We start from the raw sequence: 23,110 nt of genomic DNA on the forward strand, positions 1-23,110 counted from the left end.
GCCCTCACCTGCGGTGCTGAAACGGGTGCAGCAGGTCGGACAGGTGCCAGTGGTGGCCGCGGCGCTCCCGCGCGCCGTCCCCGGAGTCGCCGGGGTCGCCGGCCGGGCCGGTCGTGGGCTGCGGCTTGCGCGGCGCGTAGAGCCGCTCGGCGGCCGCCGAGACCATGGAAACCTGACCGGCCCGCATGATCCGGACTATGTGCCCGCCGCACTGGCGGCAGGTGGGCCTGGTCAGCGGCGAAGGGACCCGCTCGCCGTCGGCGTAGTAGACGACGCGCGGCTCACCGGACACGTCCACGTGGTGCTCGATGTCGTAGGCCTGCTCCCAGCCGTGCCCGCATTTCATGCAGGCGAAGGAGTAGGCCTCGTGCGCGGAGGGTTCGGTGCGGGTCGTGTGCCGTGTCCCGCTCGTGGTTCCCACAGGTTCAGTCATCGCAGCTCCTCTTGTCCGCCGGACAAGCTCTCGCTCTCGGGACGGAACGTCCCACCTCCAGTGGACGCCTTTCCGAGCTGCGATGCAGCAAAGGTTCTCCCTGTTGGCCCAGATTTGGGCGGGCCGAGGTAAAACTCCTCGCCGGGCCGACCTCCGCTTTACCTTCCAGACCCGTCATTTACCCGCGCGAGAGTCACCACGCTCCGCGTTCTTTGCCGCCACGACCGCGTCGAAGACCTCCCGCTTGGGTACCCCCGCCTCGGCCGCGACCCCCGCGATGGCCTCCTTGCGCCGCTCGCCGGCCTCCTCACGGACCCGCACCCGGCGCACCAGCTCCTCCGGCCCCACGTCCCCCGGGCTCGGCTCGGGCGCACCCTCCACCACGATCGTGATCTCTCCGCGCACGCCCTCGGCCGCCCACTCCGCCAGCTCGCCGAGCGGCCCGCGGCGCACCTCCTCGTACGTCTTCGTCAGCTCGCGGCAGACGGCGCCGCGCCGGTCCGCGCCGAAGACCTCCGCCATGGCGGCGAGCGCGTCGGCCAGCCGGTGCGGCGCCTCGAAGTACACGAGCGTGCGGCGCTCGGCGGCGACCTCCTTCAGCCGCCCGGTCCGCTCCCCCGCCTTCCGCGGCAGGAAGCCCTCGAAGCAGAAACGGTCCACCGGAAGTCCGGAGACCGCCAGCGCGGTGAGCACGGCCGACGGGCCCGGTACGGCCGTCACCTTCACGCCGCGGTCGACGGCCGCGGCCACCAGCCGGTAGCCGGGGTCGGAGACGGAGGGCATGCCCGCGTCGGTGACCAGCAGCACCCGCGCACCGCCTTCGAGCGCCTCGGCCAGCTCCGGGGTGCGCGCCGACTCGTTCCCCTCGAAGTACGACACCACCCGGCCCGTGGTGTGCACGCCGAGCGCGGTCGTCAGCCGGCGCAGCCTGCGGGTGTCCTCGGCCGCGATCACGTCGGCGGCCAGCAGCTCGGCGGCCAGCCGCGGCGGAGCGTCCTCGGTGTCGCCGATGGGGGTCCCTGCGAGTACGAGCGTTCCAGTCACGGCCCCATCCTTTCAGGCCCGCCGGCATCCTTCCCGCCGCGCGGAGAGACGGGCCTCTCACAGGCCGCTTCCCTACGATGGCCCGGTGACGAGTGACACCGCGACCAACGACCGGCGCGCCGACGACCGCGGCCGGCCCCCGGCGGCCGCCGCGCGGGCGCCCCACGGCGGCGTCCTGGCGCCGACCGCCTGGCTGCGGCGGCTGCGCCGCTTCGGCTACACCGCACGCGCGGAGCGGGACGTACGCACCCGGCTGCTCGCACCCTTCCCCACCCCGGAGGTGTCCCCCCGCGCGGCCCGCCTCGCCGCCTGGGGACTGCCCCTGCTCGTCGCCCTCCTCGCCGGCATCCTGCGCTTCTGGCGCCTGGGCAGCCCGGACAAGGTGATATTCGACGAGACGTACTACCCCAAGGACGCCTGGTCACTGCTCCAGTACGGCTACGAGGGAACCTGGGCCAAGAGCGCCAACGACGCGCTGGTCGGCGACCCGTCACGCCTCCTGCTGAGCCCGGAGCACTCCTACGTGGTCCATCCGCCGCTCGGGAAGTGGCTGATCGCGCTGGGCGAGTGGGCCTTCGGCATGAACCCGTTCGGCTGGCGCTTCATGACGGCCCTGCTCGGCACCCTCTCGGTGCTGATGATCTGCCGCATCGGCCGCCGCCTGCTGCGCTCCACCGCCCTGGGCTGCCTGGCGGGCCTGCTGCTCGCCGTGGACGGCCTGCACTTCGTCATGAGCCGTACCGCGCTCCTCGACCTGATCGTCATGTTCTGGGTCGTGGCCGCGTTCGGCTGCCTCCTGGTCGACCGGGACCGCACCCGCGCCCGGCTCGCCGCCGCGCTGCCGACCGGCGAGGACGGGCTCGCCCGCCCCGACGAGGAGGTGGGCGACCGGCTGGGCCTCGGGTGGCGCCCCTGGCGGCTGCTGGCCGGCCTCTGCCTCGGCCTCTCCGCCGCCACCAAGTGGAACGGCCTGTACTTCCTCGCCGCCTTCGCCCTGATGTCGGTCCTCTGGGACGCCGGCGCCCGCCGCACGGCCGGCGCCCGCCACCCGTACCGCTCGGCCCTCCGCCGCGACGTCGTCCCCGCCTTCCTCTCCACCGTGGTTCTCGCGGCGGCCACCTACCTCGCCTCCTGGACCGGCTGGATCGCCACCAAGGGCGGCTACTACCGCGACTGGGCCACCAGCCCCGAGGGCCGCGCCGGCGGCTGGACCTGGCTGCCCGACTGGCTGCGCAGCCTGTGGCACTACCAGCACGAGGTCTACGAGTTCCACACCCACCTGACCTCGACCCACACCTACCAGTCCAACCCCTGGAGCTGGCTGGTCCTGGGCCGCCCGGTGTCCTACTTCTACGAGGACCCCAAGGCCGGCCAGGACGGCTGCACGGCCGCCGAGGGCTGCGCCCGCGAGGTCCTCGCGCTCGGCACCCCGCTCCTGTGGTGGGCCGGCTGCTTCGCGCTGCTGTACGTCCTCTACCGCTGGCTGTTCAAGCGCGACTGGCGGGCCGGCGCCATCGCCTGCGGCATCGCGGCGGGCTACCTCCCGTGGTTCCTCTACCAGGAACGCACGATCTTCCTCTTCTACGCCGTCGTCTTCGTCCCGTTCCTCTGCCTGGCCCTGGCCATGACGCTCGGCGCCGTCATCGGCCGCCCCACCGAACCCACCACGGAACCCGGCATCCTCCTCACCGGCGAACGCCGCCGAGCAGTAGGCATCGTCGCCGCCGGCATCCTGGTCCTGCTCATCGTCTGGAACTTCATCTACTTCTACCCGGTGTACACCGGCCTCCCGATCCCCAAGAGCGCCTGGCAGGGGCGGATGTGGTTCGACACCTGGGTCTAACCGTCCAGCCGGGTGCGGGGCACCTGTCGTACCGGGGGCGGGCACGTCCGTGAGCCATGGGTACGTCAGCGGTGGCCTTGTGGTGCGGCATTCTCCGGAGGAGGTTGCCGCGCTCTGATCACCGTGCCTTGCTGGGACGCAGTCGCAGGACAAGGGGACGGGGAATGTCGTGCGCGCACCGCGACGGAAGGCCCTCAGGAGGATGCTCACATCCTCCGCGGCCGCATTGGTGATCTGTGTCGCGGGCTGCGGGAGTCAGCCGGGCGGAGACGTGGAGACGCCGCCCGTTCCGCCCGGTCACTCACAGAGCGGCGGGGACGCCGAGGCGCCGACAGGTACGCCGCGCGGGGGTGGGGAGACGGACATCCCACCGGTGTCGCGGCCCGGCCACGGCGCGGACCACGATCCGGGGAACGCGGACCGGACGCCGGGAAAGTCGGGAAAGACGCGAAAGCCGGGAGAGACGGCCGATCCGGGGGTTCGCCCTTCCACGGCGCATGAATCCCCTCCCGTCCCAGAGGGCCAGAACCCCTCCCTCGGCATCGTTCCGCCCGTGCCTTCCAGCCCGGCCCCGGGCCGCTGCGAGCAGGGCTCCACACCGGCGACACAGTGCCCGACGGTCACGCCGGACACGGCCACACCGGCTCCGGGGCCCACGCGGCCCTGAACAGCGCGATGACCGACGACGCGGCCCCGGAGTCGGACCCGGTTCCCGACCCGGAGCCGGACTCAGAGCCGGAACCAGAGCCGGAGCCGGACGACACCGCTTCTCCCGCTGCCATTGCCCCCGCCCCCGCCGGCCGCGGCATCGAGTTCGCGAATACGGCGCTGGGCGCCAGTTCGCTCTTCCTCGCGCTGATGCTCTACGCGGGGCTCATGCACAACGCCTCGTACTACGGCTACTTCCACATCGACACGTTCGCCGTCGGATTCGACGCGCTGGAATTGGCCGTGACGAGCCTGCGCCTGATGACGCTGCCCGTGCTGACGACGCTGGCGCTTGTCGCCTTTCTCCCCCGACTCCCGGAATTCCTGGCCGCATTGGGCATGCCCGCTGCCGTCCTCCGCACGATGCGGCAGCACGGGGCCGTCCTCGCGAGGGGGCATCTCGTCCTCGTCGCCTTCGGAATCACCCTGCTGTTCTTCTGGCGTCACCTGCAACCGCACACCTGGGTGGCCCCGCTGTTGGTGACGTGCGGCCTGCTGTTGGGGCAGACCGCGGCCGCCACGCCGGGGCCGGGCGCGGCGAAGCCCGTCCGGCACCGGGCGATTCCGCTCGCGGTCGCGGGGATCTTCGGGATGTGGCTGATCGCTCTGGCGGCCGGGCGCATGGGGCAGGCGGACGCGGAGGCCGACGCTGCCGGGGTGGCGCGGCGTGTGCCCGTCGTGGTGTTCAGTACCGAGTTGCTGAGCATGGCCGGGCCGCCCGGGCTGGCCGCGCCCGTGGACCTCGGGGAGAGCAAGCACTTCCGGTACCGCTACACGGGGCTGCGCCTCCTCGTGGAACGTCACGACCGGTACTACCTGATCCCGATGGGCTTCGACCGCGACACCGATCCGACGTACGTGATCAAGGACGACGACTCCGTCCGCATCGAACTGCACCCCGGCGTCACGGAAGGCAGAGCACGCTAACAGGCCTGGCGGGTGTCCGGCCACGTGTGAGGGAGTTCATTCGCCTGCGGTCGGATACGCAGGGCTACCGGGCTTGGGGGGCGCGCGGCGGGGGCGTTGTGGAGACGGTGCTGGCCGCGGCGGTTGTGGGGCGGATTCAGAGGTGCCGGATGTGACTTTTCCGTGACCGCGGCATCGACCGAGTGTCACCGGACCGATGCCGGAACGAGATGCGCGAGGGTCACTCCAATACCGCGTGTCCCATAGAGTGCGCTGCACGTTCTTGTGTGCGTGTCCCAAGGACGACCAGGCTTCTTCGGGAGGGGAACGTAAGTCATGCGCCGCGAGGTGAGGTACGGGCTGATCGGCGGGGCGATCGCCCTCGTCGCGGGAGGCGTCGGCGGGTACACCCTGATGGGAAGTTCCGGTGACGAGGCCCCGCTGCAGGAAGTCATGTCGGCGGACGGCAAGTCGGGGGACGGCGAGCAGTCGGTGAAGACCGGGCCGCTGTCCGCGCAGGAGGTGAAGACCGCCGCGAGCGGCTTCCTGGACGCCTGGCAGTCGGGCGACGCGGCGAAGGCCGCCAAGTACACCGACGACGCCGAGGCGGCCGCCACCGCGCTCAAGGGCGTCAGCGAGCAGGCCCACTTCGCCAAGGTGACGCTCACGCCGGGCGCTCGTAAGGGTGACACCGTGCCGTACGAGGTGGCCGGCCAGATCGCGTACAAGGGTCAGCGGGCCGCCGTCTCCTACCACACCTCGCTGACCGTCGAGCGGGACAAGTCCACCGGCAAGCCGGTGGTCGGCTGGCAGCCCACGCTCGTACACCCCGGCCTGTCCGAGGGCGACACGCTGCGTACGGGCGCGGGCGAGGCGCCGCCCATCAAGGCCGTGGACCGCAACGGCAAGGAGATCTCCAAGGAGACCAACCCGGAGCTGGCCGGCGTCCTGGACAGCCTGCGCACCAAGTACGGCGACAAGGCCGGCGGCACCCCGGGCGTGGAGTTCTTCATCCAGCGCGCCAAGAGCAGCGACAAGGCCACGCAGAAGCCGGACCAGACCCTGAAGGTCCTCTCCAAGGGCACCCCCGGCACGCTGAAGACCACGCTGGACGCCAAGGTGCAGGCCGCCGCGCAGAAGGCCGTCGCCGGGAAGAGCAAGGCCTCGGCGGTCGCGGTCAAGCCCAGCACCGGCGAGATCCTGGCCATCGCCAACTCGCCCACCAAGGGCTTCAACGTCGCCACGCAGGGGTCGCTCGCGCCGGGCTCCACGATGAAGGTCGTCACCTCGTCGATGCTCATCGACAAGGGCATGACCTCGCCGAACAAGACGCATCCGTGCCCGAAGTACGTGACGTACGGCGGCTGGAAGTTCCAGAACCTCAACAAGACCGAGATCAAGAACGGCACCTTCGCGCAGAGCTTCGCCGCCTCCTGCAACAACGCCTTCATCTCGCAGGCCAAGAAGCTCAGCGACGACGACCTGACCAAGCAGGCCCGGGACGTCTTCGGCCTCGGCCAGACCTGGAACACCGGCATCCCCAGCTTCGACGGCAACGTCCCGGTGCAGAGCGACGCGCAGATGGCCGCCTCGCTCATCGGCCAGGGCGGGGTCCGCATGAACCCGCTGAACGTCGCCTCCATCGCGGCCACCGTCCAGTCCGGCAGCTTCCACCAGCCGTACATCGTCTCCCCGGACCTCGACGACCGGTCGCTGGCCAAGGCTTCCCGGAACATGAAGCCGGAGACGGCGTCCGCGATGAAGTACCTGATGAAGCTGACCGCCACGTCCGGCACCGGCGCCAAGGCGATGTCCGGCCTCAGCGGTGACATCGGCGCCAAGACGGGGTCGGCCGAGGTCGACAACCAGAAGAAGCCGAACGCCTGGTTCACCGCGTACAACGGCGACCTCGCGGCCTCCGCCGTCGTCCCCGCCAGCGGTCACGGCGGCGACAACGCAGGACCGGTCGTCCGCGCCATCCTCAACCAGGGCTGAAACCAGGGCTCTGGAACCAGGGCTGACGACGCGGCGCCCGCGCGGCACCCGGCTCTCCGGAAGGGGGCGGTCCACATGTCGGACCGCCCCCTTTCCCGGTCGCATGGCCCGTACAGCTTTCGCTAGCGTGCGGGGCATGAGTACTTCAGCCGACGCTCATCCCCTGTTCGCCGAGGCGCTGCGCGAGCTGGGCCTGGAAGTCGCGGTACGCCGCTTCCCCGAGGCGACCCGCACGGCGGCACAGGCCGCGGCCGCCGTCGGCTGCGAGCCCGCCGAGATCGTCAAGTCGCTCGTCTTCGCGGCATGGGGGTCCCCCCACGCGTCCGGCAGTGGGGAAGGAGTGCCGGTGCTCGTCCTGGTGGACGGGACCTCGCGGGTGGACCTGGAGAAGGTCCGCGCCGAGCTGGGCGCCGACCATGTGGGCCGCGCGGACGCCGCGGTCGTCCGCGAGACCACCGGGTACGCCATCGGCGGCGTACCGCCCTTCGGGCACCGCACCCGCACCACCGTCCTCGCCGACCGGGGGCTGCTGGCGCACGGCACGGTCTGGGCCGCGGCCGGCACCCCGCACACCGTCTTCCCGCTCGACCCCGAGTCGCTGATCGAGCACGCGGGCGGCCGCGTCGTGGACGTCCGCGAGCACACCCCGTGACCCCGCTCGTCGTCGCCGCCGTCCTGACCGCGGCGGTCACCCACGCCGGCTGGAACGCGATCGCCCACGGGATACGGGACCAGCTCCTCGCCTTCACCCTCGTCGGCACCGGCGGCGCCGTGTGCGGTGTGGTGCTCGCCGCGGTCTCCCCGCTGCCCGCCGCCGGCTCCTGGCCGCTCCTCCTCGCCTCCGCGCTGCTGCACGTCGTCTACCAGGCGCTGCTCATGCGGTCCTTCCGCCTCGGCGACTTCGGGCAGATGTACCCGATCGCGCGCGGCACCGCGCCCCTCGTGGTCACCGTCCTCGCCGCCGTCTTCGTCGGCGAGCTGCCCGACGCCTGGGCGCTGACCGGCGTCGCCGTGGCATCCGCCGGTCTCCTCGGCGTCGCGCTGTGGGGCATCCGCGGCTCCGGTGCGCGGCCGCACTGGCCCGCGATCATCGCCTCCGTCGCCACGGGCCTGGCCATCGCCTCGTACACGACGGTCGACGGGGTCGGCGTCCGCGAGTCCGGCACGTCGCTGGGCTACATCGGCTGGCTGATGCTCCTGGAGGGCATCGCGATCCCGGTGTACGCGCTGGCGACGCGGCGCCGCGCGCTCTTCACCGAGCTGCGTCCGTTCGCGGTCCGCGGGCTGCTCGGCGGTGTGCTGTCCGTGTTCGCGTACGGCCTGGTGCTGTGGGCCCAGACCCGCGCACCGCTCGCGCCCATCGCGGCGCTCCGCGAGTCCTCGATCATCGTCGGCGCCGCGATCGGCGCCATCTTCCTGAAGGAACGGTTCGGCGCGCCCCGCATCGCCGCGGCGGGCCTGATGGTGGTCGGCATCGGCCTGATGCTTCACACGAGCTAGCCGGGCCACGAGTACGCCGGTGGGGGCGGCGCCGGCGTCGGTGGACCGCCGCTTCGGGGCGGGCCCGTGGCCGTTCTCAGACGGCCGTGCGGAGTGCGCGTACCAGCGCCTGGGCCCGCGGGTCGGCCGTGACGTTCTTCTGCATGCCGTTGGTGATGTAGCCGAAGGACGTACCGGATTCCGGGTCCGCGAAGGCGAGCGCGCCGCCGCGGCCGGGGTGGCCGAAGGAGCCGGGGGCCAGCAGCGGGGCAGCGGGGCCGTGCAGCATGTAGCCGAGGCCGAAGCGGGAGGGGGCGACGAGCGTACGGTCCGGGCCCGCTGACTCCTCCGTGCGGGCCAGCGTCAGCGTCGCGGGGGCGAAGAGGCGCGGATGACCGTCGACGGGACCGATGAGCGCCGCGTACAGGCGGGCCAGCGAGCGGGCCGTCGCGATGCCGTTGGAGCCGGGCAGCTCGGCCGCCCGGAAGGCCGGGGCGTTCTCGTCGGCGTGCGGCGTGATCGCCGCGAAGGCCCGGCGGGTCGGCGACGTGGGGTCCTCGTACGCCTCGGCCACGGCTCGCTTGGGCCGTACCTTCAGGCCCGCCCCCTCGGGGGCCGGCGGCGGGGCGATCTCGGCGAGCCGGCCGGCCCGGCCGTGTGCCGCCTCCGCTTCGGGGAGGCCGATCCACAGGTCCAGGCCGAGCGGCCCGGCTATCTCCTCGGCCACGAACGTGCCGATCGAACGGCCGGTGACCCGCAGCACCAACTCGGCGAGGAGCCAGCTGAACGTCTGGGCGTGGTAGCCGTGGTCCGTGCCCGGTTCCCACGCGGGCGCCTGCGCGGCGACCGCGGCCGGGCCGCTGACGCCGTCGACGGCCTCGGCGGGGGTGAGCGGGGTGTCCAGGACGGGCACCCCGGCCCGGTGCGAGAGCAGGTGGCGGACGAGCGTGCGCTCCTTGCCCGCGGCCTTGTACTCCGGCCAGTACGTGCCGACCGGCGCGTCCAGGTCCAGCTGGCCGCGCTGGTGGAGGAGGAGCGGTACGACGGCGGCGACGCCCTTGGTCGCGGACCGGACGACCTGCGCGGTGCCCTCTTCCCAGGGCGTCCCGGAACCCTCGGTACCCTCGGCGTCCGCGGCACCCTCGGGAGCGGCGGTGCCGTCGCGGTCGCCCGCCCACAGATCCACGACCTTGCGCCCGTGCCGGTAGGCGGCGACGGCCGCCCCCCGCTCGCCGCGCCGCGCGAAGTTCGCCGCGAAGGCATCGCGGACCGGCTCGTAGCCGGCCTCGACCGTGCCGTGGACGTCCACCACTGTTCCCGCTTCCCACTCATCCGTCGCGTTTGTGACCCATCCATGGTGCAACGCGCCGATCAGTGCTGATGACCAGGAACCCACTGGCCGTGGGGAGGGTCACAGGGGGAAACGGGAACCGTCACACGGGCGCGGTCACCGAACGGGGATCGAAACCGAAGGGCAGTTCGAGCCGGTGCGTGGCCATCAGGTCGGCGTCGCAGAGCAGGTCCTGGGTGCGGCCGTCCGCCGCGATGACGCCACCGGAGAGGACCACCGAGCGGGGGCACAGCTCCAGCGCGTACGGGAGGTCGTGCGTGACCATCAGGACGGTGACGTCCAGGGACCGCAGCACGTCGGCGAGTTCGCGGCGGGAGGCCGGGTCCAGGTTGGACGAGGGCTCGTCCAGTACGAGGATCTCGGGGCGCATGGCGAGGACCGTGGCGACCGCGACCCGGCGGCGCTGCCCGAAGGAGAGGTGGTGCGGCGGGCGGTCGGCGAAGCCGGCCATGCCGACGCGGTCGAGCGCCTCGGTGACCCGCTCGTCCAGTTCCGCGCCGCGCAGCCCGGCGGCGGCCGGGCCGAACGCCACGTCCTCGCGGACGGTGGGCATGAACAGCTGGTCGTCGGGGTCCTGGAAGACGATGCCGACGCGGCGGCGGATCTCGGCGAGGTGGCGCTTGGCCACAGGGAGGCCGGCGACGGCGACGGAGCCCGCGCCCGCTTCGAGGATGCCGTTGAGGTGGAGGACGAGGGTGGTCTTGCCGGCGCCGTTCGGGCCGAGCAGGGCCACCCGCTCCCCGCGGGCCACGGTCAGGTCGACGCCGAAGAGGGCCTGGTGGCCGTCGGGGTAGGCGTACGCGAGGCCGGAGACCTCCAGGGAGGGGGCGGCGTCGGGGGTGTGGTGGTGCGAGGTCATAGCGTCCATCCCAGCAGGCAGACGGCGAGTGCGGCGAGCGGGAGCACGGCGGCGGAGGTCCACTGGGCACGGCCGGCGGTCACCTCGCCGGTGACCGGCATGGTGCCGGTGTAGCCGCGGCTGACCATCGCGAGGTGGACCCGCTCGCCGCGCTCGTAGGAGCGGATGAAGAGGGCGCCGGCGGACTTGGCGAGGACGCCCCAGTGGCGGACGCCGCGCGCTTCGAAGCCGCGCGAGAGGCGGGCGATGCGCATCCGGCGCATCTCGTCGGTGATCACGTCGCCGTACCGGATCATGAACGACGCGATCTGGACCAGCAGCGGCGGCATCTTCAGGCGCTGGAGGCCGAGGAGGAGCGCGCGGAGCTCGGTGGTGGACGCCAGGAGGACGGAGGCGGCGACGCCGAGGGTGCCCTTGGCGAGGATGTTCCAGGCGCCCCACAGGCCGGACTCGCTGAGCGACATGCCGAGCGCGTGCACGCGCGGGCCCTCGGCCACGAAGGGCATCAGGAGCGCGAAGGCCACGAACGGGACCTCGATGAGCAGCCGCTTGAGGACGAAGCCGGCCGGGACGCGGGCCACCACCGTGACCGCAGCGAGGAGCACCGCGTACAGGCCGAAGGCCCAGACCGCCTCGCGCGGGGTGGAGACGACGATCAGGACGAAGGCGAAGACCGCCGCGATCTTGCAGTGCGCGGGGAGCGCGTGCACGGGCGAGTGCCCGGCCCGGTAGAGCTTATGTGCTCCCCCAAGCTCTCGGCTTCGCTCGAGCGGGGAGGTACCCCCATCTGCGCCCATGTCAGACCTGCTCGGGCGTGCGCTCGTCGGTACGGGAGGCCACGTCCGCGGTGTCCCGGCGGCGGCGTACGACGAAGAAGACGCCGCTGCCGACGGCCAGGGTCGCGCCGACGCCGATCACGCCGGCCAGGCCACCGGAGAGCCGGGCGTCGGTGATGTCCTTGACGCTGTAGTCGGCGAGCGGGGAGTCCTTGGCGGCGTGGTCCTTCGCCTGCTTGTCGATGCCCTGGTCCTGAGCGACCTTCTCCAGGCCGTCGGGGCTGGCGGAGGCGTAGTAGCTGATGCCGCCGGCGCAGACCAGGGCGGCGGCGACGCCCGCGAGCCAGACGCGCTTGGTGGAGCGGCGCGCGGGCACCGGCGTGGCCGCCTGCGGCTCGGCCGGGTCCGCGGGGGCGGCCTCGGACGCGGCGACGGGGGCGGGCTCCGCGGCGGGGGCGGTCGCTGCGGGCTCGGTGCGGGGCGCGCCCGGGGCCGCGGGGGCGGCGACGGGGGCCACCTTCAGTTCGAGCGGCTTGCTGAGGCCGCGGGCGCCGTACACGAGGTCGGGGCGTACGGCGATGACCGCGCCGACGGTGAGGGCGGTGATGGCGGCCTCGCCGATGCCGATGAGGACGTGCACGCCGACCATGGCGGTCAGCACCTTGCCCGTGGAGACGTCGGCGGTGCCGCCGAGCGCGTAGATCAGGGTGAAGGCGAGGGCCGCCGCCGGGACGGAGAGCAGGGCCGCGACGAAGCTCGCGACGGTGATCGAGCGGCGCTTGCGCGGCAGGACCTTCACCAGGCCGCGGAAGACGGCGTACGCGACGACCGTGGTGACGATGGCCATGTCGGTGATGTTGACGCCGAGCGCGGTGAGGCCGCCGTCGGCGAAGAGGACGCCCTGCATGAGGAGGACGACGGAGACGCAGAGGACCCCTGTGAAGGGGCCGACGAGTATCGCCGCCAGTGCCCCGCCGAGGAGGTGGCCGCTGGTGCCGGCGGCCACGGGGAAGTTCAGCATCTGTACGGCGAAGATGAAGGCGGCGACCAGGCCCGCGAGCGGCGCGGTGCGCTCGCCGCCGAGGCCGTCGCCGCCCAGCTCGCGGCGGGCGCCGCGCAGACTGACCGCGACGGCGGCAGCGGCGACCACGCCGGTGGCCACCGAGACCGGTGCGTCGATGAATCCGTCGGGGACATGCATGGCTGGGAATCTCCGCTCGTGGCCGGTAACCCACTCATGGTGGTCGTACTGCAAATCATGTGCAAGAGCGCTCTTACCGCGGAACTGCCCGTCCGGAGTGGTCGCTACCCCTCCCCGCACTCCCGCGCGCCTCCCCCGTACGCGGGCAAAACGTGGCAACTACGGCAGATTCCGCTAAGCCGAGGTGGTCCGAAACCGTCAGCCGGACGCCGGAGGTGCCGCGGTATGACATCGGCCACCAGGACCGCCGGGCGCGACGACGCCCCGCCCGCGATCGGCCGTCGGCGAGTGCACGGAGGAGCGCACCGTCGTATGAGCGCCGGCGTGCGACCGGAAGGAACCGTGGGGCAGGACTCCACTCGCTGTCATCCCTGGGGATGAGATACGCAAGTCGAGTTGCCGCGGCCTGTCCGGGCCGAAACGATGGACGGGTGAGCGACGCACAGGAGGCCGTCGAGCCGCCCTCGGAGACGCAGTCCGCCACCGCACCGGCCCGTGGCCGCCTGCGGCCCGTCAAGCCGGACGGAGGTTCCACCGGCGGTTCCTACCTCCGCTTCCCCCATATCCACGGGGACACGGTGTGCTTCGCGGCCGAGGACGACCTGTGGGTGGCCCCGGTGGTGGCCGAGGACGCCGAGCCGCCCCGCGCCTGGCGGCTGACGGTGGACCGCACCCGCGTGAGCCATCCGCGCTTCTCCCCCGACGGCGGCAAGATCGCCTTCACGACGTGGCGCAGCCTGGACCCGGAGGTGCACGTGGTCCCGGCCGAGGGCGGCCCGGCCCGCCGGCTCTCCTTCTGGGGCAGCGTGGACGCCCGGGTGTGCGGCTGGACGCCGGACGGCGACATCCTCGCGGTGTCCTCGCACGGCCAGCCGTTCTCGTACTACTCCTGGGCGTACAGCCTGCCCACGGACGGCAGTCCGGGCGGCCGGCTGCCGTGGGGCCCGGTGTCGAACATCGCGGTCGCCGACCTCGCGGGCGAGCGGCAGACGCTGCTGCTCAGCGGCACGCCGCCGCACGAGCCCGCGTCGTGGAAGCGGTACAGAGGCGGCGCGACGGGTCGGCTGTGGCTGCACGGCACGCAGCTCGTCCCGGAGGTCGACGGCCATCTGGACTCGCCGATGTTCGTGGGCGGCCGCATCGCCTTCCTCTCCGACCACGAGGGCGTCGGCAACGTCTACTCCTGCCTCCCCGACGGCACGGACCTGCGCCGCCACACCGATCACGCCGACTTCTACGCCCGGCACGCCGCCAGTGACGGCGAGCGGATCGTCTACCAGTGCGCGGGCGAGCTGTGGCTGGTGGAGGACCTGAGCCCGGGGGCCGTGCCGCGCAGGCTGCCGGTCCGGCTCGGCGGGCCGCGCACGGGCCGCCGTACGCACCAGGTGCCGGCGGCCGCCAACGTCACCTCCCTCGCGGTGGACCCCACCGGCCGGGCCAGCGCGGTCGGGGTGCGCGGCAGCCTGTACTGGCTCACGCACCGCGACGGACCGGCGCGCACCATCCACGACACCCCGGGCGTGCGGGTCCGGCTGCCGGAGATGCTGGGCGACACCGGCCGCATCGCGTACGTCACGGACGTGGTGGGCGAGGACGCCATCGAGATCGCCGACCTGCCGAAGGCATCAGGGCCGGGCGAGCCGCGCCGGCTCGCCGCCGGCCGGCTCGGCCGCGTGCACGAACTGGTCTCGTCCCCGGACGGCGAGCGGCTGGCGGTGGCCGCCAACGACGGGCGGCTGCTCCTGGTGGACGCCTCCGAGGAGGGCGACGGCGAGGTCACCGAGCTGGTGCGCTCGGAGAACGGTCCGGTGCGCGACCTGGCGTTCGCGCCCGATTCGAAGTGGCTGACCTGGTCGCATCCGGGCATCGGCCGGTCGCTGCGGAAGATCAAGATCGCCAAGCTGGGCGACGGCACGGTCGTGGACGTCACCAACGGGCGCTTCGAGGACGAGCAGCCGGTCTTCACCCGCGACGGCCGGTACCTCGCCTTCCTGTCCTGGCGCGGCTTCGACCCGGTCTACGACGTGCACACCGGCGACCTGTCCTTCCCGCTGGGCTGCCGCCCGTACCTGGTCCCGCTGAACTCCGCCACGCCCTCGCCCTTCGCGCTCTCCCCCGAGGGCCGGCCGGCGGCGGGCGGCCTGGACCCGGTGGACACGGCGGCCGAGGGCATGGTGCTGGTGGAGGTCGAGGGGCTGGCCAGCCGGGTGACGCCGTTCCCGGTCGCCGCCTCGAAGTACTCCGCGCTCGCGCCGGTGGCGGGCGGCGGGCTGGTCTGGCTGCGCTGGCCGATCTCCGGGGCGCTGGGCGAGACCTTCGCCAACCCCGACAACACCTCGGGGCAGCCGACGCTGGAACACTTCGACCTGGTCAAGGCCAAGCGTACGGAGCTGACCAGCTCGCTGGACTCCTACGCGCTCAGCGGCGACGGCACCCGCCTGGTGCTCAACGACGAGGGCGACCTGCGGTCGGTGCCCGCGATCGAGACCCCGGACGCCGACTCCACGGTCTTCCTGGACCTGCGGCGCATCCTGCACGACGTGGACCCGGCGGCGGAGTGGCGGCAGGCGTTCGACGAGGCGGGCCGGATCGTCCGCGCCTACTTCTGGGACCCCGGCATGTGCGGCATCGACTGGGCCGGCGTCCTGGACCAGTACCGCCCGATGGTCGAACGGGTCGCCTCCCCCGACGAGTTCGCCGACCTGCTCCGCGAGGTGCTGGGCGAGCTGGGCACCTCGCACGCGTACGTCACCGGCGCCCGGCGCAACGAAGGCCCGCCGCACTACCAGCGCGCGATCGGCCTGCTCGGCGCCAACTTCGTGTGCCGGGACGGCCGCTGGGTCCTCAAGCGCATCCTGCCCGGCGACTCCTCCGACTCCAAGGCCCGCTCCCCGCTGGCCGGTACGGGCATCCGCGAGGGCTCGGCGCTCACCCACATCGACGGCCGCCCGGTCGACCCGGTGGCCGGCCCGTTCCCGCTGCTGTCCGCGGCCGGCGGCACCACCGTCGAGCTGACCTTCTCGCCCGCCGAGGGCGACGGCCCGGCCCGCCGGGTGGCCGTGGTGCCGCTGATCGACGAGCGGCCGCTGCGGTACCAGGACTGGGTGGCCAAGCGCCGCGAGGTGGTCCGTGAGTTGAGCGGCGGCCGGTGCGGCTATCTGCACATCCCCGACATGGGCGGGTCCGGCTGGGCGCAGTTCAACCGCGACCTGCGGATGGAGGTCTCCCGGCCCGCGCTGATCGTGGACGTACGGGGCAACGCGGGCGGCAACATCTCCGAGCTGGTCATCGAGAAGCTGACCCGCACGATCGTGGGCTGGGACCTGACCCGGGACGCGCAGCCGGTGACGTACGTGTCGAACGCGCCGCGCGGCCCGGTCGTGGCGGTCGCCGACGAGATGACCTCCTCCGACGGCGACATGATCATCGCGGCCTTCAAGCTGCAGGGCATCGGCCCCGTGGTGGGCCTGCGCACCTGGGGCGGGGTGGTCGGGATGACCGGCCGGCACCGCCTCGGCGACGGCACGTCCATCACCGTCCCGATGAACGCCGCGTGGTTCGACGCGTACGGCTGGGACGTGGAGAACCACGGCGTGGAGGCGGACATCCAGGCGCTGCGCTCGCCGCTCCAGTGGGCCGAGGGCCGCAACCCGCAGCTGGGTGTCGCCGTCCGTACGGCGCTGGAGCTGCTGGAACGGCACCCGGCGACGGACCCGCCGGGGCTGGCCGACGTGCCCGACAACCGGCGGCCGGCGCTGCCGCCGCGGAGCGGCTGACGCCACGCACTGAGGGGCGCACCCGATGCGGGTGCGCCCCTCACGTTCACAGCAACTGCCGTGGCCTCAAGCCTCGCGGCCGTCCCCCAGGGTGCCCTTCGCCGCCGACCGGGATTCCGCGCCGGCGCGGTCCATCCTCTTCACCTGGCCGGCTGCCCGCTCGGCCGGCTGCGCGCCCTGGTCGGCGAGCGCATTGCGTGCGCGCTCGTCGAGTTCCCGCTGCTTGGCGTGGAACTGGTCTATGAGGCCCATGTGCACACTCCAATGGGGTGGTGTCGGAATGCCCACCAGCCTCGCACAAATGGACGTAGCGTGCATTTCGGACACTAATGACGTGTCCGCGTCTCCTCGTCCGCCGCGCCGCCCGCGCCCACCAGCCCGATCTTCATGCCCTCCAGCCGGTCACCGAAGCGCTTCATCTCGCGCTGCCCGACCGAGCCGATGATCCCGGGCAGGTAGCCGCGTATCGACTGCATCCCGCGCAGCCACCACTGGCCGTAGACATGCGCGGAGCGGCGCTCGATGCCCGCCACGATCCGGTCGACGGCCGGGCCGAGCGGGTACGTCTTGTTCGACGGCCAGGGCAGCCGCTGGCGCAGCTCGCGCATCACGTCGTCCTGGTCGGCACCGCGCACCATGTCGGTGTCGGTCCAGCTCAGGTAGCCGACGCCGACCTTGACGCCCTTGTGGCCGACCTCGGCGCGCAGGCTGTGCGCGAATGCCTCGACGCCCGACTTCGACGCGCAGTACGCGGTCATCATCGGCGCCGGAGTGATCGCGGCGAGCGAGGCGACCTGGAGGAAGTAGCCGCGGGACTCCATCAGGACGGGCAGGAAGGCCCGGCCCGTGACGGCGCCGCCGATGAGGTTCACCTCGATCACCCGCCGCCAGGCGGCCGGGTCGGAGTCGACGAACGGGCCGCCGGTGGCGACGCCCGCGTTGGCCACGACCACGTCGACCTTGCCGAAGTGCGCCTTCACCTCCTGCGCGATCCGGGCGAGCGCCTCGTGGTCGGTGACGTCGGCGTGCCAGTGGGCCGCCTCGCCGTGCAGGGAGGCCGCGACCTTCTTCAGCTCGTCCGGCTCCAGGCCGACCAGCGCGAGCTTGGCGCCGCGCGCCGACAGCTTGCGGGCCAGCAGCTCGCCGACGCCGCGCGCCGCACCGGTGACGACGACGACCTGCCCCTCCAGGGTCCTGCGTCCGCTCATGCCGACTTCTCCTTCGCTTCCCTGGCGCGCCGCGCCTTCGTCTTCTGCTTCGGGGCGACCGCGGCCGACTCGGGGGCGGCCGCGGTCAGGTGGTCCCGGACGAGCTCGCGGATCCGGTCCGCGACCGCGTCCGGCGCTTCGATGGGCGTCATGTGGCCCAGGCCCGGCAGCTCGGTCAGGCCCAGGCAGTGGGGCAGTACGGACGCCAGCCGGCGGGCGAGGACGATCGGGGTGAGCCGGTCGGCGGTGCCCGCCACGATCGCGGTGGGCACCTCCAGCCGGGCCACCTCGCCGGTCAGCTCCAGGCCCGCGAGCACCTTTCCCCACTGGGCGCGTACCCCGGAAGGGCAGGCGTGCACGATGCGGGCGCACGCCTCGATCTGCTCGGGCGTGGCGGCCGGGCCCATCGTGGCGTACTTCAGGACGCGCTTGGCGGGCGGCGTGACGGGACCCAGCGGAGCGCGCGAGCCGAGGACCGCGCGGTGGGCGAAGCGGCGCGCGCCGGGCGAGCGCAGCGGGATGACCATGGCCTCGGCCGCGAGGTCGGCGGCGCCGGTGCTGCACAGCAGGACGGCGGCGGCGCGCTCGCGCATGCCGGTGCGGCGGGCCGCGGCCATCGCGGTCATGCCGCCCATGGAGTGCCCGGCCAGTACGGCTCTCTCGCCGGGCTCCAGCGCGGCGGCCAGTACGGCTTCGAGGTCGTCGGCGAGCGCGTCGGTGCTGTAGCCGCCGGGGCCCGCCGCCGGGCTGCGGCCGTGCCCGCGCTGGTCGTAGACGACGACCTTGTGCTCGGCGGCCAGTTCGCGGACGACCGGGGCCCAGAAGGCGGTGGAGCAGGTCCAGCCGTGGGCCAGGACCACGGCCGGCGCGTCCTCGGGGCCGTGCACCTCGGCGTGCAGCCGGGAGCCGTCGGCGGAGGTGACGGTCAGCTCGCGGCGGGGTGCGGGCGGCGCGTAGCGCCCGGTGGTGACGTACGGCGGGCGGCTCACGCGACGGCCTCCATGGTCTGCTCGGCGGACTTGTCCCGCTGCGCCGGCGCGCGCAGCACTTCGTACTCGGCGAGGTCGACCTGGCGGGTGACCTTGCGGAACTCGGCGGTGGTGCCCGGCCAGACGGTGGTGTTGCGGCCGTTCTTGTCCAGGTACCAGCTGTCGCAGCCGCCGGTGCTCCAGACGGTGCGCTCCATGCGCTTCTGTACGGCGGCGGACCAGGCGTGCACCGCGGAGGGGCGGGCGTCCAGGGCGATGCGGTCGCCGAGCAGGTCGAGCTGGCGCAGGTAGTCGATCATGTAGTTCAGCTGCGACTCGATCATGAGGATCATCGAGCTGTTCCCGAGGCCGGTGTTGGGCCCGATGATGGTCAGGAAGTTGGGGAAGCCGGCCGCGCTGCTGCCGCGCAGCGCCTCCATGCCGTCCTTCCACTCCTCGGCCAGCGTCGTGCCGTGGGCGCCGGTCACCCGCGCGGCGATGGGCATGTCGGTGACGTGGAAGCCGGTGCCGAAGATGATCGCGTCCACCTCGGTCTCGGTGCCGTCGGCGGCGACCAGGGTGGTGCCGCGCACCTCCTTCAGGCCGGCGGCTACGACGTCCACATTGGGCTTCGCGAGCGCCGGGTAGTAGCTGTTGGACAGCAGGATGCGCTTGCAGCCGATGGTGTAGTCGGGAGTCAGCTTCGCGCGCAGCGCGGGGTCCTTGACCGCCCGGTGCATGTGCGCCTTGGCCAGCGCCTGGACCATGCCCAGTTCCTTGGGCCGCTTGGTGAACGCGGAGACCTGGAGCTCGCGGATGCCCCACAGCAACTGGCGGCGGAGCGCGCGGGTGGCGGGCACCTTGGTGTGCAGCCAGTGCTCGGCCCGCGTGATCTTCCGGTCGGCGCGCGGCATGACCCACGGGGGCGTCCGCTGGAAGACGGTCAGCCGGTCCACGGTCGGCTGGATCGCGGGCACGATCTGGATCGCCGAGGCGCCCGTACCGATCATCGCGACGCGCTTGCCGCGCAGGTCGTAGTCGTGGTCCCAGCGCGCCGAGTGGAAGACCTTGCCCTCGAAGGAGCCGAGCCCGGGGACGTCGGGGATCTGCGGGTCGGAGAGCGGCCCGGTGGCCGACACCACCATGTCGGCGGTGAGCGTGCCCTGCGCCGTCTCGACCTCCCAGTACAGCCGCTCGGTGTTCCACCGCGCGCTCTTGACCTCCGCGTTGAAGCGGAGGTGCGGACGCAGCCCGAAGGTGTCGGTGATCCGCTCCAGGTACGCCCGTATGTGCGGCTGTCCGGAGAAGTTCCGGGGCCACTCCGGGTTGGGCGCGAAGGAGAACGAGTACAGATGCGAGGGCACGTCGCAGGCGCATCCCGGGTAGCTGTTGTCGCGCCAGGTGCCGCCGACCGAGTCGGCGCGTTCCAGGACGACGAAGTCGGTGATCCCCTGGCGGCGCAGCCGGACGGCGGCCCCCAGGCCGCCGAATCCCGATCCGATCACCACCACCCGTACGTGCTCGTGCTCGCGCTCGGCCATGCCGCGCCTCCTGTGTCCGTACCGTCGACCGCTCCGAACCGCGCCAGTAATCACTGGCACAGTCGGAGAGTAGGACAGCTCCGTACTGAGCGGTAGGGGTTGAGCGAAAGGAAGTTACCGGCGGTTGCACCTGCCGGCGGCGCCGGGCACCCGGCATAGGGTGAAGCCGTGGAAGCGAACACAGGCACGGAGGACGGCCCGAAGGAACGCGAGTTCCGCATGTCCGAGCTGGCCGCGGAAGCCGGCATCACGGTCCGTACGCTGCGCTTCTACCGCGAGCGCAAGCTCATCCCGCCGCCCCGCCGCGAGGGCCGGATCGCCTGGTACAACGAACACCACCTGGCCCGGCTGCGGACGATCGCGGCGCTGCTGGAGCGCGGCCACAACCTCGGCGGCATCGCGCAGCTGCTCACCGCCTTCGAGAGCGGCCGCGACCCCGGCGAACTGCTCGGCCTGGACAGCAGCTCCCTGGTGGCGCCGTTCTCCGAGGAGACCCCGGTCCGCCTCACCCCCGAGGAGCTGGCCGACCACTTCAAGGACGACGTGACGGCCGACAACCTCGCCACGTCCCTGGACATCGGCTACCTCGCCGTCGACGGCGACGAGTTCGTGCACATCAGCCGGCGGCTGCTGGACGCCTCCACGGACCTGGTCTCCGAAGGCGTACCGCTCGCCGCCGTCCTGGACGCCGGGCGTCAGGTGCGCGCGCACGCCGACGCGCTCGCCGAGCTGTTCATCAAGGTCATCCGTACCCACGTCCTGCAGGACGTGCTGGCCCGCGTGGAGTCCGGTTCCGGCCTCGGCCCCGACGAGCTGACCCGGCTCGCGCAGACCATCGACAAGCTCCGCCCGCTCTCCAAGGGCATCGTGGACGCCGAGCTGTCCATGGCCATGGACCGCGCCATCGGCGCCGAGCTGGCCTCCTGGTCGGACAGTCCGGCACCCCCGGCGGGCGGGTCCCCGGACGACGACTGAGCCCGCCTCCGGCACCTGCGCCGGAAACGGGCTCAGCCCTTGATGGTGCCGTCGGCTACGCGCCTGCCGGGTGCCCCGCGGGCACGGAGGCCGGGTGCTGACCGCTCTCGTGGTGGCCGCCCTGGTGCTGGCCACCCTGGTGCTGACCACTCTGATCGTGGCCGCCCTGGTGCTGATCGCTCTGGTGCTGGCCGGCCGCGGGCCTGGCCGCCTCCGGCCTGGCGGCGGCCTGGTGCTGCCCCGCCTGCGGCTTCGCGGCCTGGGGCTTCGCGGCCTCCGGCTTGGCGGCCTGCGGCTTCGTGCTCTGCGGCTTCGTGGCCTCGGGCTTGGTGGTCTCCGGCTTGGTGGCCTCGGGCTTCGTCGGCTCCGGCTTCCCTGCCTCCGGCTTGCCGGGCTCGGGCTTGCCGGCCGGCTGCTGCACCGGGTCCGGCTTCGGCTTCGACGCTGCCGCCTGCTGCACCGGCTTCAGCTTCCAGATCTGCCGCCGGCTCCGGTCCGAGCAGGGCTGCAGGGCGACCCGGTCACCCTTCGCGCGGTCGATGACCTCGGTGAGGCAGTACGTCCGGACGGGCGCGCGCAACTGGCTGCGGCTGGGGTCCGTGCCGGTTCTCCGGATCTGGTAGCCGTCGCCGTGCCGGGTGAACGTCCAGTCCGTCATGTGCTTCGCCGAGCAGGACGGGAACATCAGCTTGCGCGCGGGGCTCGTGCCGAGACAGCCCTTCTTCGACTCGTTCCGCAGCTGGAACCGGTCCGCGTGCGGCTTCAGGCCGAACACGTCGGTCGGGCCCTGGCTGCCGCAGGTGATGAGCGACAGGTCGAGCATCCCCTTGACCGCGCGCGGGGCGAGGCAGCGGCCGTCGACGGCACTGGCGATGCGGAAGTCTCCCTTCGCCGGGGCCGCGGGCCGTTCGGCGGAGACGGCCGAAGCGGTCCCCGCCTGAGCCAGCAGCAGCGCCGCTCCGGCCAGCGCGCCGGAGACGGCCTTGATCCTGTAGGGCATGGTGCGTTTCCTCTCCTGGGTCGCCGCGACCGGAACCGGCTCACGGCATCAATGTCGACAAAACGCAACAAAGCATGAAAACAGGAGAGATGCCGACTAACACGCATGAGTGGGTGAAAGAAACGGCGCGCTGGAGTGCCGCACTCGGACACGCGGGTGAACGCACGCGAGCCGCCCGGGGCTCCTCGCCCCGGGCGGCTCCGCACCGTCTCAGACCTCGTAGACCACCGTGACCGGGGCGTGGTCGGACCAGCGCTGGTCGTAGGAGGCGGCGCGTTCGACGTACGCCTTGCGGGCGCGGTCCGCGAGGCCCGGGGTGGCCATCTGGTAGTCGATGCGCCAGCCCGCGTCGTTGTCGAAGGCCTTCCCGCGGTAGGACCACCAGGAGTACGGGCCCGCGACGTCCGGGTGGAGGGCGCGGACGACGTCCCGGTAGCCGGCCTCGTCCAGGACGCGGGTGAGCCAGGCGCGCTCCTCGGGGAGGAACCCGGCCTTCTTCTGGTTGGCCTTCCAGTTCTTCAGGTCGGCCTCCTGGTGGGCGATGTTCCAGTCGCCGCAGACCACGACCTCGCGGCCGTCCGCCGCCGCCTTGGCCTTCAGCTCCGCCAGGTACGGCAGGAACTCCGCCATGAAGCGTTCCTTCTCGTCCTGCCGCTCGGTGCCGACCTCACCGGAGGGCAGGTAGAGGCTGGCGACCGTGACGCCCGGCAGGTCGGCCTCGACGTAGCGGCCGCTGGTGTCGAACTCGGCCGAGCCGAAGCCCACCCGCACCCGGTCCGGCTCCCGCCGGGTCAGCAGCGCGACACCGGCGCGCCCCTTGGCCGCGGCCGGGCAGTACGTGGCGTGCCAGCCCTCCGGGGCCTGCACCTCGGCCGGCAGCTGTCCGAGTTCGGCACGCACTTCCTGCAGGCAGACGACGTCGGCGGGGGTCTCCGCCAGCCACGGCACGAAGCCCTTCTTCGAGGCGGCTCGCAGGCCATTCACGTTTACTGAGGTGACGGTGAGCATCCGGGCACGATAACCGACCCAGGTATCACGCTCGCCCCG

At 72.7% G+C, this 23,110-nt stretch carries 19 protein-coding genes; 7 read left to right on the forward strand and 12 right to left on the reverse strand.

What is annotated here, in order from left to right; translation table 11 throughout:
- Positions 1-4 precede the first annotated feature (4 nt).
- Both ACIGQF_RS13410 and rsmI read right to left on the reverse strand, forming a co-directional pair.
- The gene (locus ACIGQF_RS13410) at positions 5-433 is read right to left on the reverse strand and encodes a hypothetical protein (protein WP_399709213.1); all 429 of its coding nucleotides are present in this window, start codon (positions 431-433) and stop codon (positions 5-7) included.
- Between the two features lie 174 nt (positions 434-607).
- Positions 608-1,477 (reverse strand): 16S rRNA (cytidine(1402)-2'-O)-methyltransferase, encoded by an 870-nt coding sequence (gene rsmI / locus ACIGQF_RS13415; protein WP_399709216.1) that lies wholly within the window; start codon positions 1,475-1,477, stop codon positions 608-610.
- A gap of 85 nt (positions 1,478-1,562) precedes the next feature.
- Here rsmI and ACIGQF_RS13420 point away from each other — a divergent pair, with 85 nt between their 5' ends.
- From ACIGQF_RS13420 to ACIGQF_RS13440, 5 genes are all read left to right on the forward strand, one after another.
- A complete protein-coding gene (locus tag ACIGQF_RS13420) occupies positions 1,563-3,320 on the forward strand; it encodes a dolichyl-phosphate-mannose--protein mannosyltransferase (RefSeq protein ID WP_399709219.1) in 1,758 nt (585 codons plus the stop codon).
- 609 nt (positions 3,321-3,929) lie between these two features.
- Positions 3,930-4,955: a hypothetical protein gene (locus tag ACIGQF_RS13425; RefSeq protein ID WP_399709222.1), complete on the forward strand. Its 1,026-nt coding sequence runs from the start codon at positions 3,930-3,932 to the stop codon at positions 4,953-4,955.
- Between the two features lie 315 nt (positions 4,956-5,270).
- Positions 5,271-6,929 (forward strand): penicillin-binding transpeptidase domain-containing protein, encoded by a 1,659-nt coding sequence (locus tag ACIGQF_RS13430; RefSeq protein ID WP_399709225.1) that lies wholly within the window; start codon positions 5,271-5,273, stop codon positions 6,927-6,929.
- A 136-nt stretch (positions 6,930-7,065) separates the two neighbouring features.
- A complete protein-coding gene (locus tag ACIGQF_RS13435; protein ID WP_399709228.1) occupies positions 7,066-7,581 on the forward strand; it encodes a YbaK/EbsC family protein in 516 nt (171 codons plus the stop codon).
- The gene (locus tag ACIGQF_RS13440) at positions 7,578-8,429 is read left to right on the forward strand and encodes an EamA family transporter (RefSeq protein ID WP_399709231.1); all 852 of its coding nucleotides are present in this window, start codon (positions 7,578-7,580) and stop codon (positions 8,427-8,429) included. Before ACIGQF_RS13435 ends, ACIGQF_RS13440 begins: the two co-directional genes overlap by 4 nt.
- 76 nt (positions 8,430-8,505) lie before the next feature.
- Here the strand turns inward: ACIGQF_RS13440 and ACIGQF_RS13445 are convergent, their stop codons facing one another.
- From ACIGQF_RS13445 to ACIGQF_RS13460, 4 genes are all read right to left on the reverse strand, one after another.
- Entirely contained in the window at positions 8,506-9,720 is a 1,215-nt protein-coding gene (locus ACIGQF_RS13445; protein WP_399709234.1) for a serine hydrolase domain-containing protein, read from the reverse strand.
- A gap of 121 nt (positions 9,721-9,841) precedes the next feature.
- Positions 9,842-10,618, reverse strand: a complete 777-nt coding sequence (locus ACIGQF_RS13450; protein ID WP_399709237.1) for an energy-coupling factor ABC transporter ATP-binding protein — start codon at positions 10,616-10,618, stop codon at positions 9,842-9,844.
- Positions 10,615-11,415: a cobalt ECF transporter T component CbiQ gene (gene cbiQ / locus ACIGQF_RS13455; protein WP_399709240.1), complete on the reverse strand. Its 801-nt coding sequence runs from the start codon at positions 11,413-11,415 to the stop codon at positions 10,615-10,617. The genes ACIGQF_RS13450 and cbiQ overlap by 4 nt, the downstream gene beginning before the upstream one ends.
- Position 11,416: 1 nt before the next feature.
- The gene (locus ACIGQF_RS13460) at positions 11,417-12,595 is read right to left on the reverse strand and encodes an energy-coupling factor ABC transporter permease (RefSeq protein ID WP_399709243.1); all 1,179 of its coding nucleotides are present in this window, start codon (positions 12,593-12,595) and stop codon (positions 11,417-11,419) included.
- 503 nt (positions 12,596-13,098) lie between these two features.
- Between ACIGQF_RS13460 and ACIGQF_RS13465 the strand changes: the two genes are divergently transcribed.
- Complete coding sequence (locus tag ACIGQF_RS13465; RefSeq protein WP_399710128.1) at positions 13,099-16,371, forward strand: S41 family peptidase; 3,273 nt, start codon at positions 13,099-13,101, stop codon at positions 16,369-16,371.
- 66 nt (positions 16,372-16,437) lie between these two features.
- Here the strand turns inward: ACIGQF_RS13465 and ACIGQF_RS13470 are convergent, their stop codons facing one another.
- From ACIGQF_RS13470 to ACIGQF_RS13485, 4 genes are all read right to left on the reverse strand, one after another.
- The gene (locus ACIGQF_RS13470) at positions 16,438-16,623 is read right to left on the reverse strand and encodes a hypothetical protein (RefSeq protein WP_399709246.1); all 186 of its coding nucleotides are present in this window, start codon (positions 16,621-16,623) and stop codon (positions 16,438-16,440) included.
- Between the two features lie 74 nt (positions 16,624-16,697).
- Positions 16,698-17,579: an SDR family oxidoreductase gene (locus ACIGQF_RS13475; protein ID WP_399709250.1), complete on the reverse strand. Its 882-nt coding sequence runs from the start codon at positions 17,577-17,579 to the stop codon at positions 16,698-16,700.
- Positions 17,576-18,568, reverse strand: a complete 993-nt coding sequence (locus ACIGQF_RS13480) for an alpha/beta fold hydrolase (protein WP_399709252.1) — start codon at positions 18,566-18,568, stop codon at positions 17,576-17,578. The genes ACIGQF_RS13475 and ACIGQF_RS13480 overlap by 4 nt, the downstream gene beginning before the upstream one ends.
- Complete coding sequence (locus tag ACIGQF_RS13485; RefSeq protein ID WP_399709255.1) at positions 18,565-20,088, reverse strand: flavin-containing monooxygenase; 1,524 nt, start codon at positions 20,086-20,088, stop codon at positions 18,565-18,567. The genes ACIGQF_RS13480 and ACIGQF_RS13485 overlap by 4 nt, the downstream gene beginning before the upstream one ends.
- Positions 20,089-20,307: 219 nt before the next feature.
- On the opposite strand from ACIGQF_RS13485, the gene ACIGQF_RS13490 reads away from it, so the two are divergent.
- Complete coding sequence (locus tag ACIGQF_RS13490) at positions 20,308-21,063, forward strand: MerR family transcriptional regulator (protein WP_399710130.1); 756 nt, start codon at positions 20,308-20,310, stop codon at positions 21,061-21,063.
- 55 nt (positions 21,064-21,118) lie between these two features.
- On the opposite strand, the gene ACIGQF_RS13495 is transcribed toward ACIGQF_RS13490, so the two are convergent.
- Both ACIGQF_RS13495 and ACIGQF_RS13500 read right to left on the reverse strand, forming a co-directional pair.
- On the reverse strand, positions 21,119-22,063 hold the full coding sequence (locus ACIGQF_RS13495) for a hypothetical protein (RefSeq protein ID WP_399709258.1): 945 nt from the start codon (positions 22,061-22,063) through the stop codon (positions 21,119-21,121).
- A gap of 210 nt (positions 22,064-22,273) precedes the next feature.
- Positions 22,274-23,071, reverse strand: coding sequence for an exodeoxyribonuclease III (locus tag ACIGQF_RS13500; protein ID WP_399709263.1), 798 nt, complete (start codon positions 23,069-23,071; stop codon positions 22,274-22,276).
- Positions 23,072-23,110 lie beyond the last annotated feature (39 nt).

The sequence above is a fragment of the Streptomyces sp. NPDC053560 genome, assembly GCF_044544605.1.
In the GTDB taxonomy this organism is placed as follows: Bacteria; Actinomycetota; Actinomycetes; order Streptomycetales; family Streptomycetaceae; genus Streptomyces.

What these genes read in the sequence shown, in the direction of transcription:
- ACIGQF_RS13410 (WP_399709213.1), bottom strand. Translation starts at nt 433, where the DNA reads ATGACTGAACCTGTGGGAACCACGAGCGGGACACGGCACACGACCCGC.
- ACIGQF_RS13430 (WP_399709225.1), top strand. Translation starts at nt 5,271, where the DNA reads ATGCGCCGCGAGGTGAGGTACGGGCTGATCGGCGGGGCGATCGCCCTC.
- ACIGQF_RS13435 (WP_399709228.1), top strand. Translation starts at nt 7,066, where the DNA reads ATGAGTACTTCAGCCGACGCTCATCCCCTGTTCGCCGAGGCGCTGCGC.
- ACIGQF_RS13450 (WP_399709237.1), bottom strand. Translation starts at nt 10,618, where the DNA reads ATGACCTCGCACCACCACACCCCCGACGCCGCCCCCTCCCTGGAGGTC.
- cbiQ (WP_399709240.1), bottom strand. Translation starts at nt 11,415, where the DNA reads ATGGGCGCAGATGGGGGTACCTCCCCGCTCGAGCGAAGCCGAGAGCTT.
- ACIGQF_RS13460 (WP_399709243.1), bottom strand. Translation starts at nt 12,595, where the DNA reads ATGCATGTCCCCGACGGATTCATCGACGCACCGGTCTCGGTGGCCACC.
- ACIGQF_RS13470 (WP_399709246.1), bottom strand. Translation starts at nt 16,623, where the DNA reads ATGGGCCTCATAGACCAGTTCCACGCCAAGCAGCGGGAACTCGACGAG.
- ACIGQF_RS13475 (WP_399709250.1), bottom strand. Translation starts at nt 17,579, where the DNA reads ATGAGCGGACGCAGGACCCTGGAGGGGCAGGTCGTCGTCGTCACCGGT.
- ACIGQF_RS13485 (WP_399709255.1), bottom strand. Translation starts at nt 20,088, where the DNA reads ATGGCCGAGCGCGAGCACGAGCACGTACGGGTGGTGGTGATCGGATCG.
- ACIGQF_RS13490 (WP_399710130.1), top strand. Translation starts at nt 20,308, where the DNA reads ATGTCCGAGCTGGCCGCGGAAGCCGGCATCACGGTCCGTACGCTGCGC.
- ACIGQF_RS13495 (WP_399709258.1), bottom strand. Translation starts at nt 22,063, where the DNA reads ATGCCCTACAGGATCAAGGCCGTCTCCGGCGCGCTGGCCGGAGCGGCG.
- ACIGQF_RS13500 (WP_399709263.1), bottom strand. Translation starts at nt 23,071, where the DNA reads ATGCTCACCGTCACCTCAGTAAACGTGAATGGCCTGCGAGCCGCCTCG.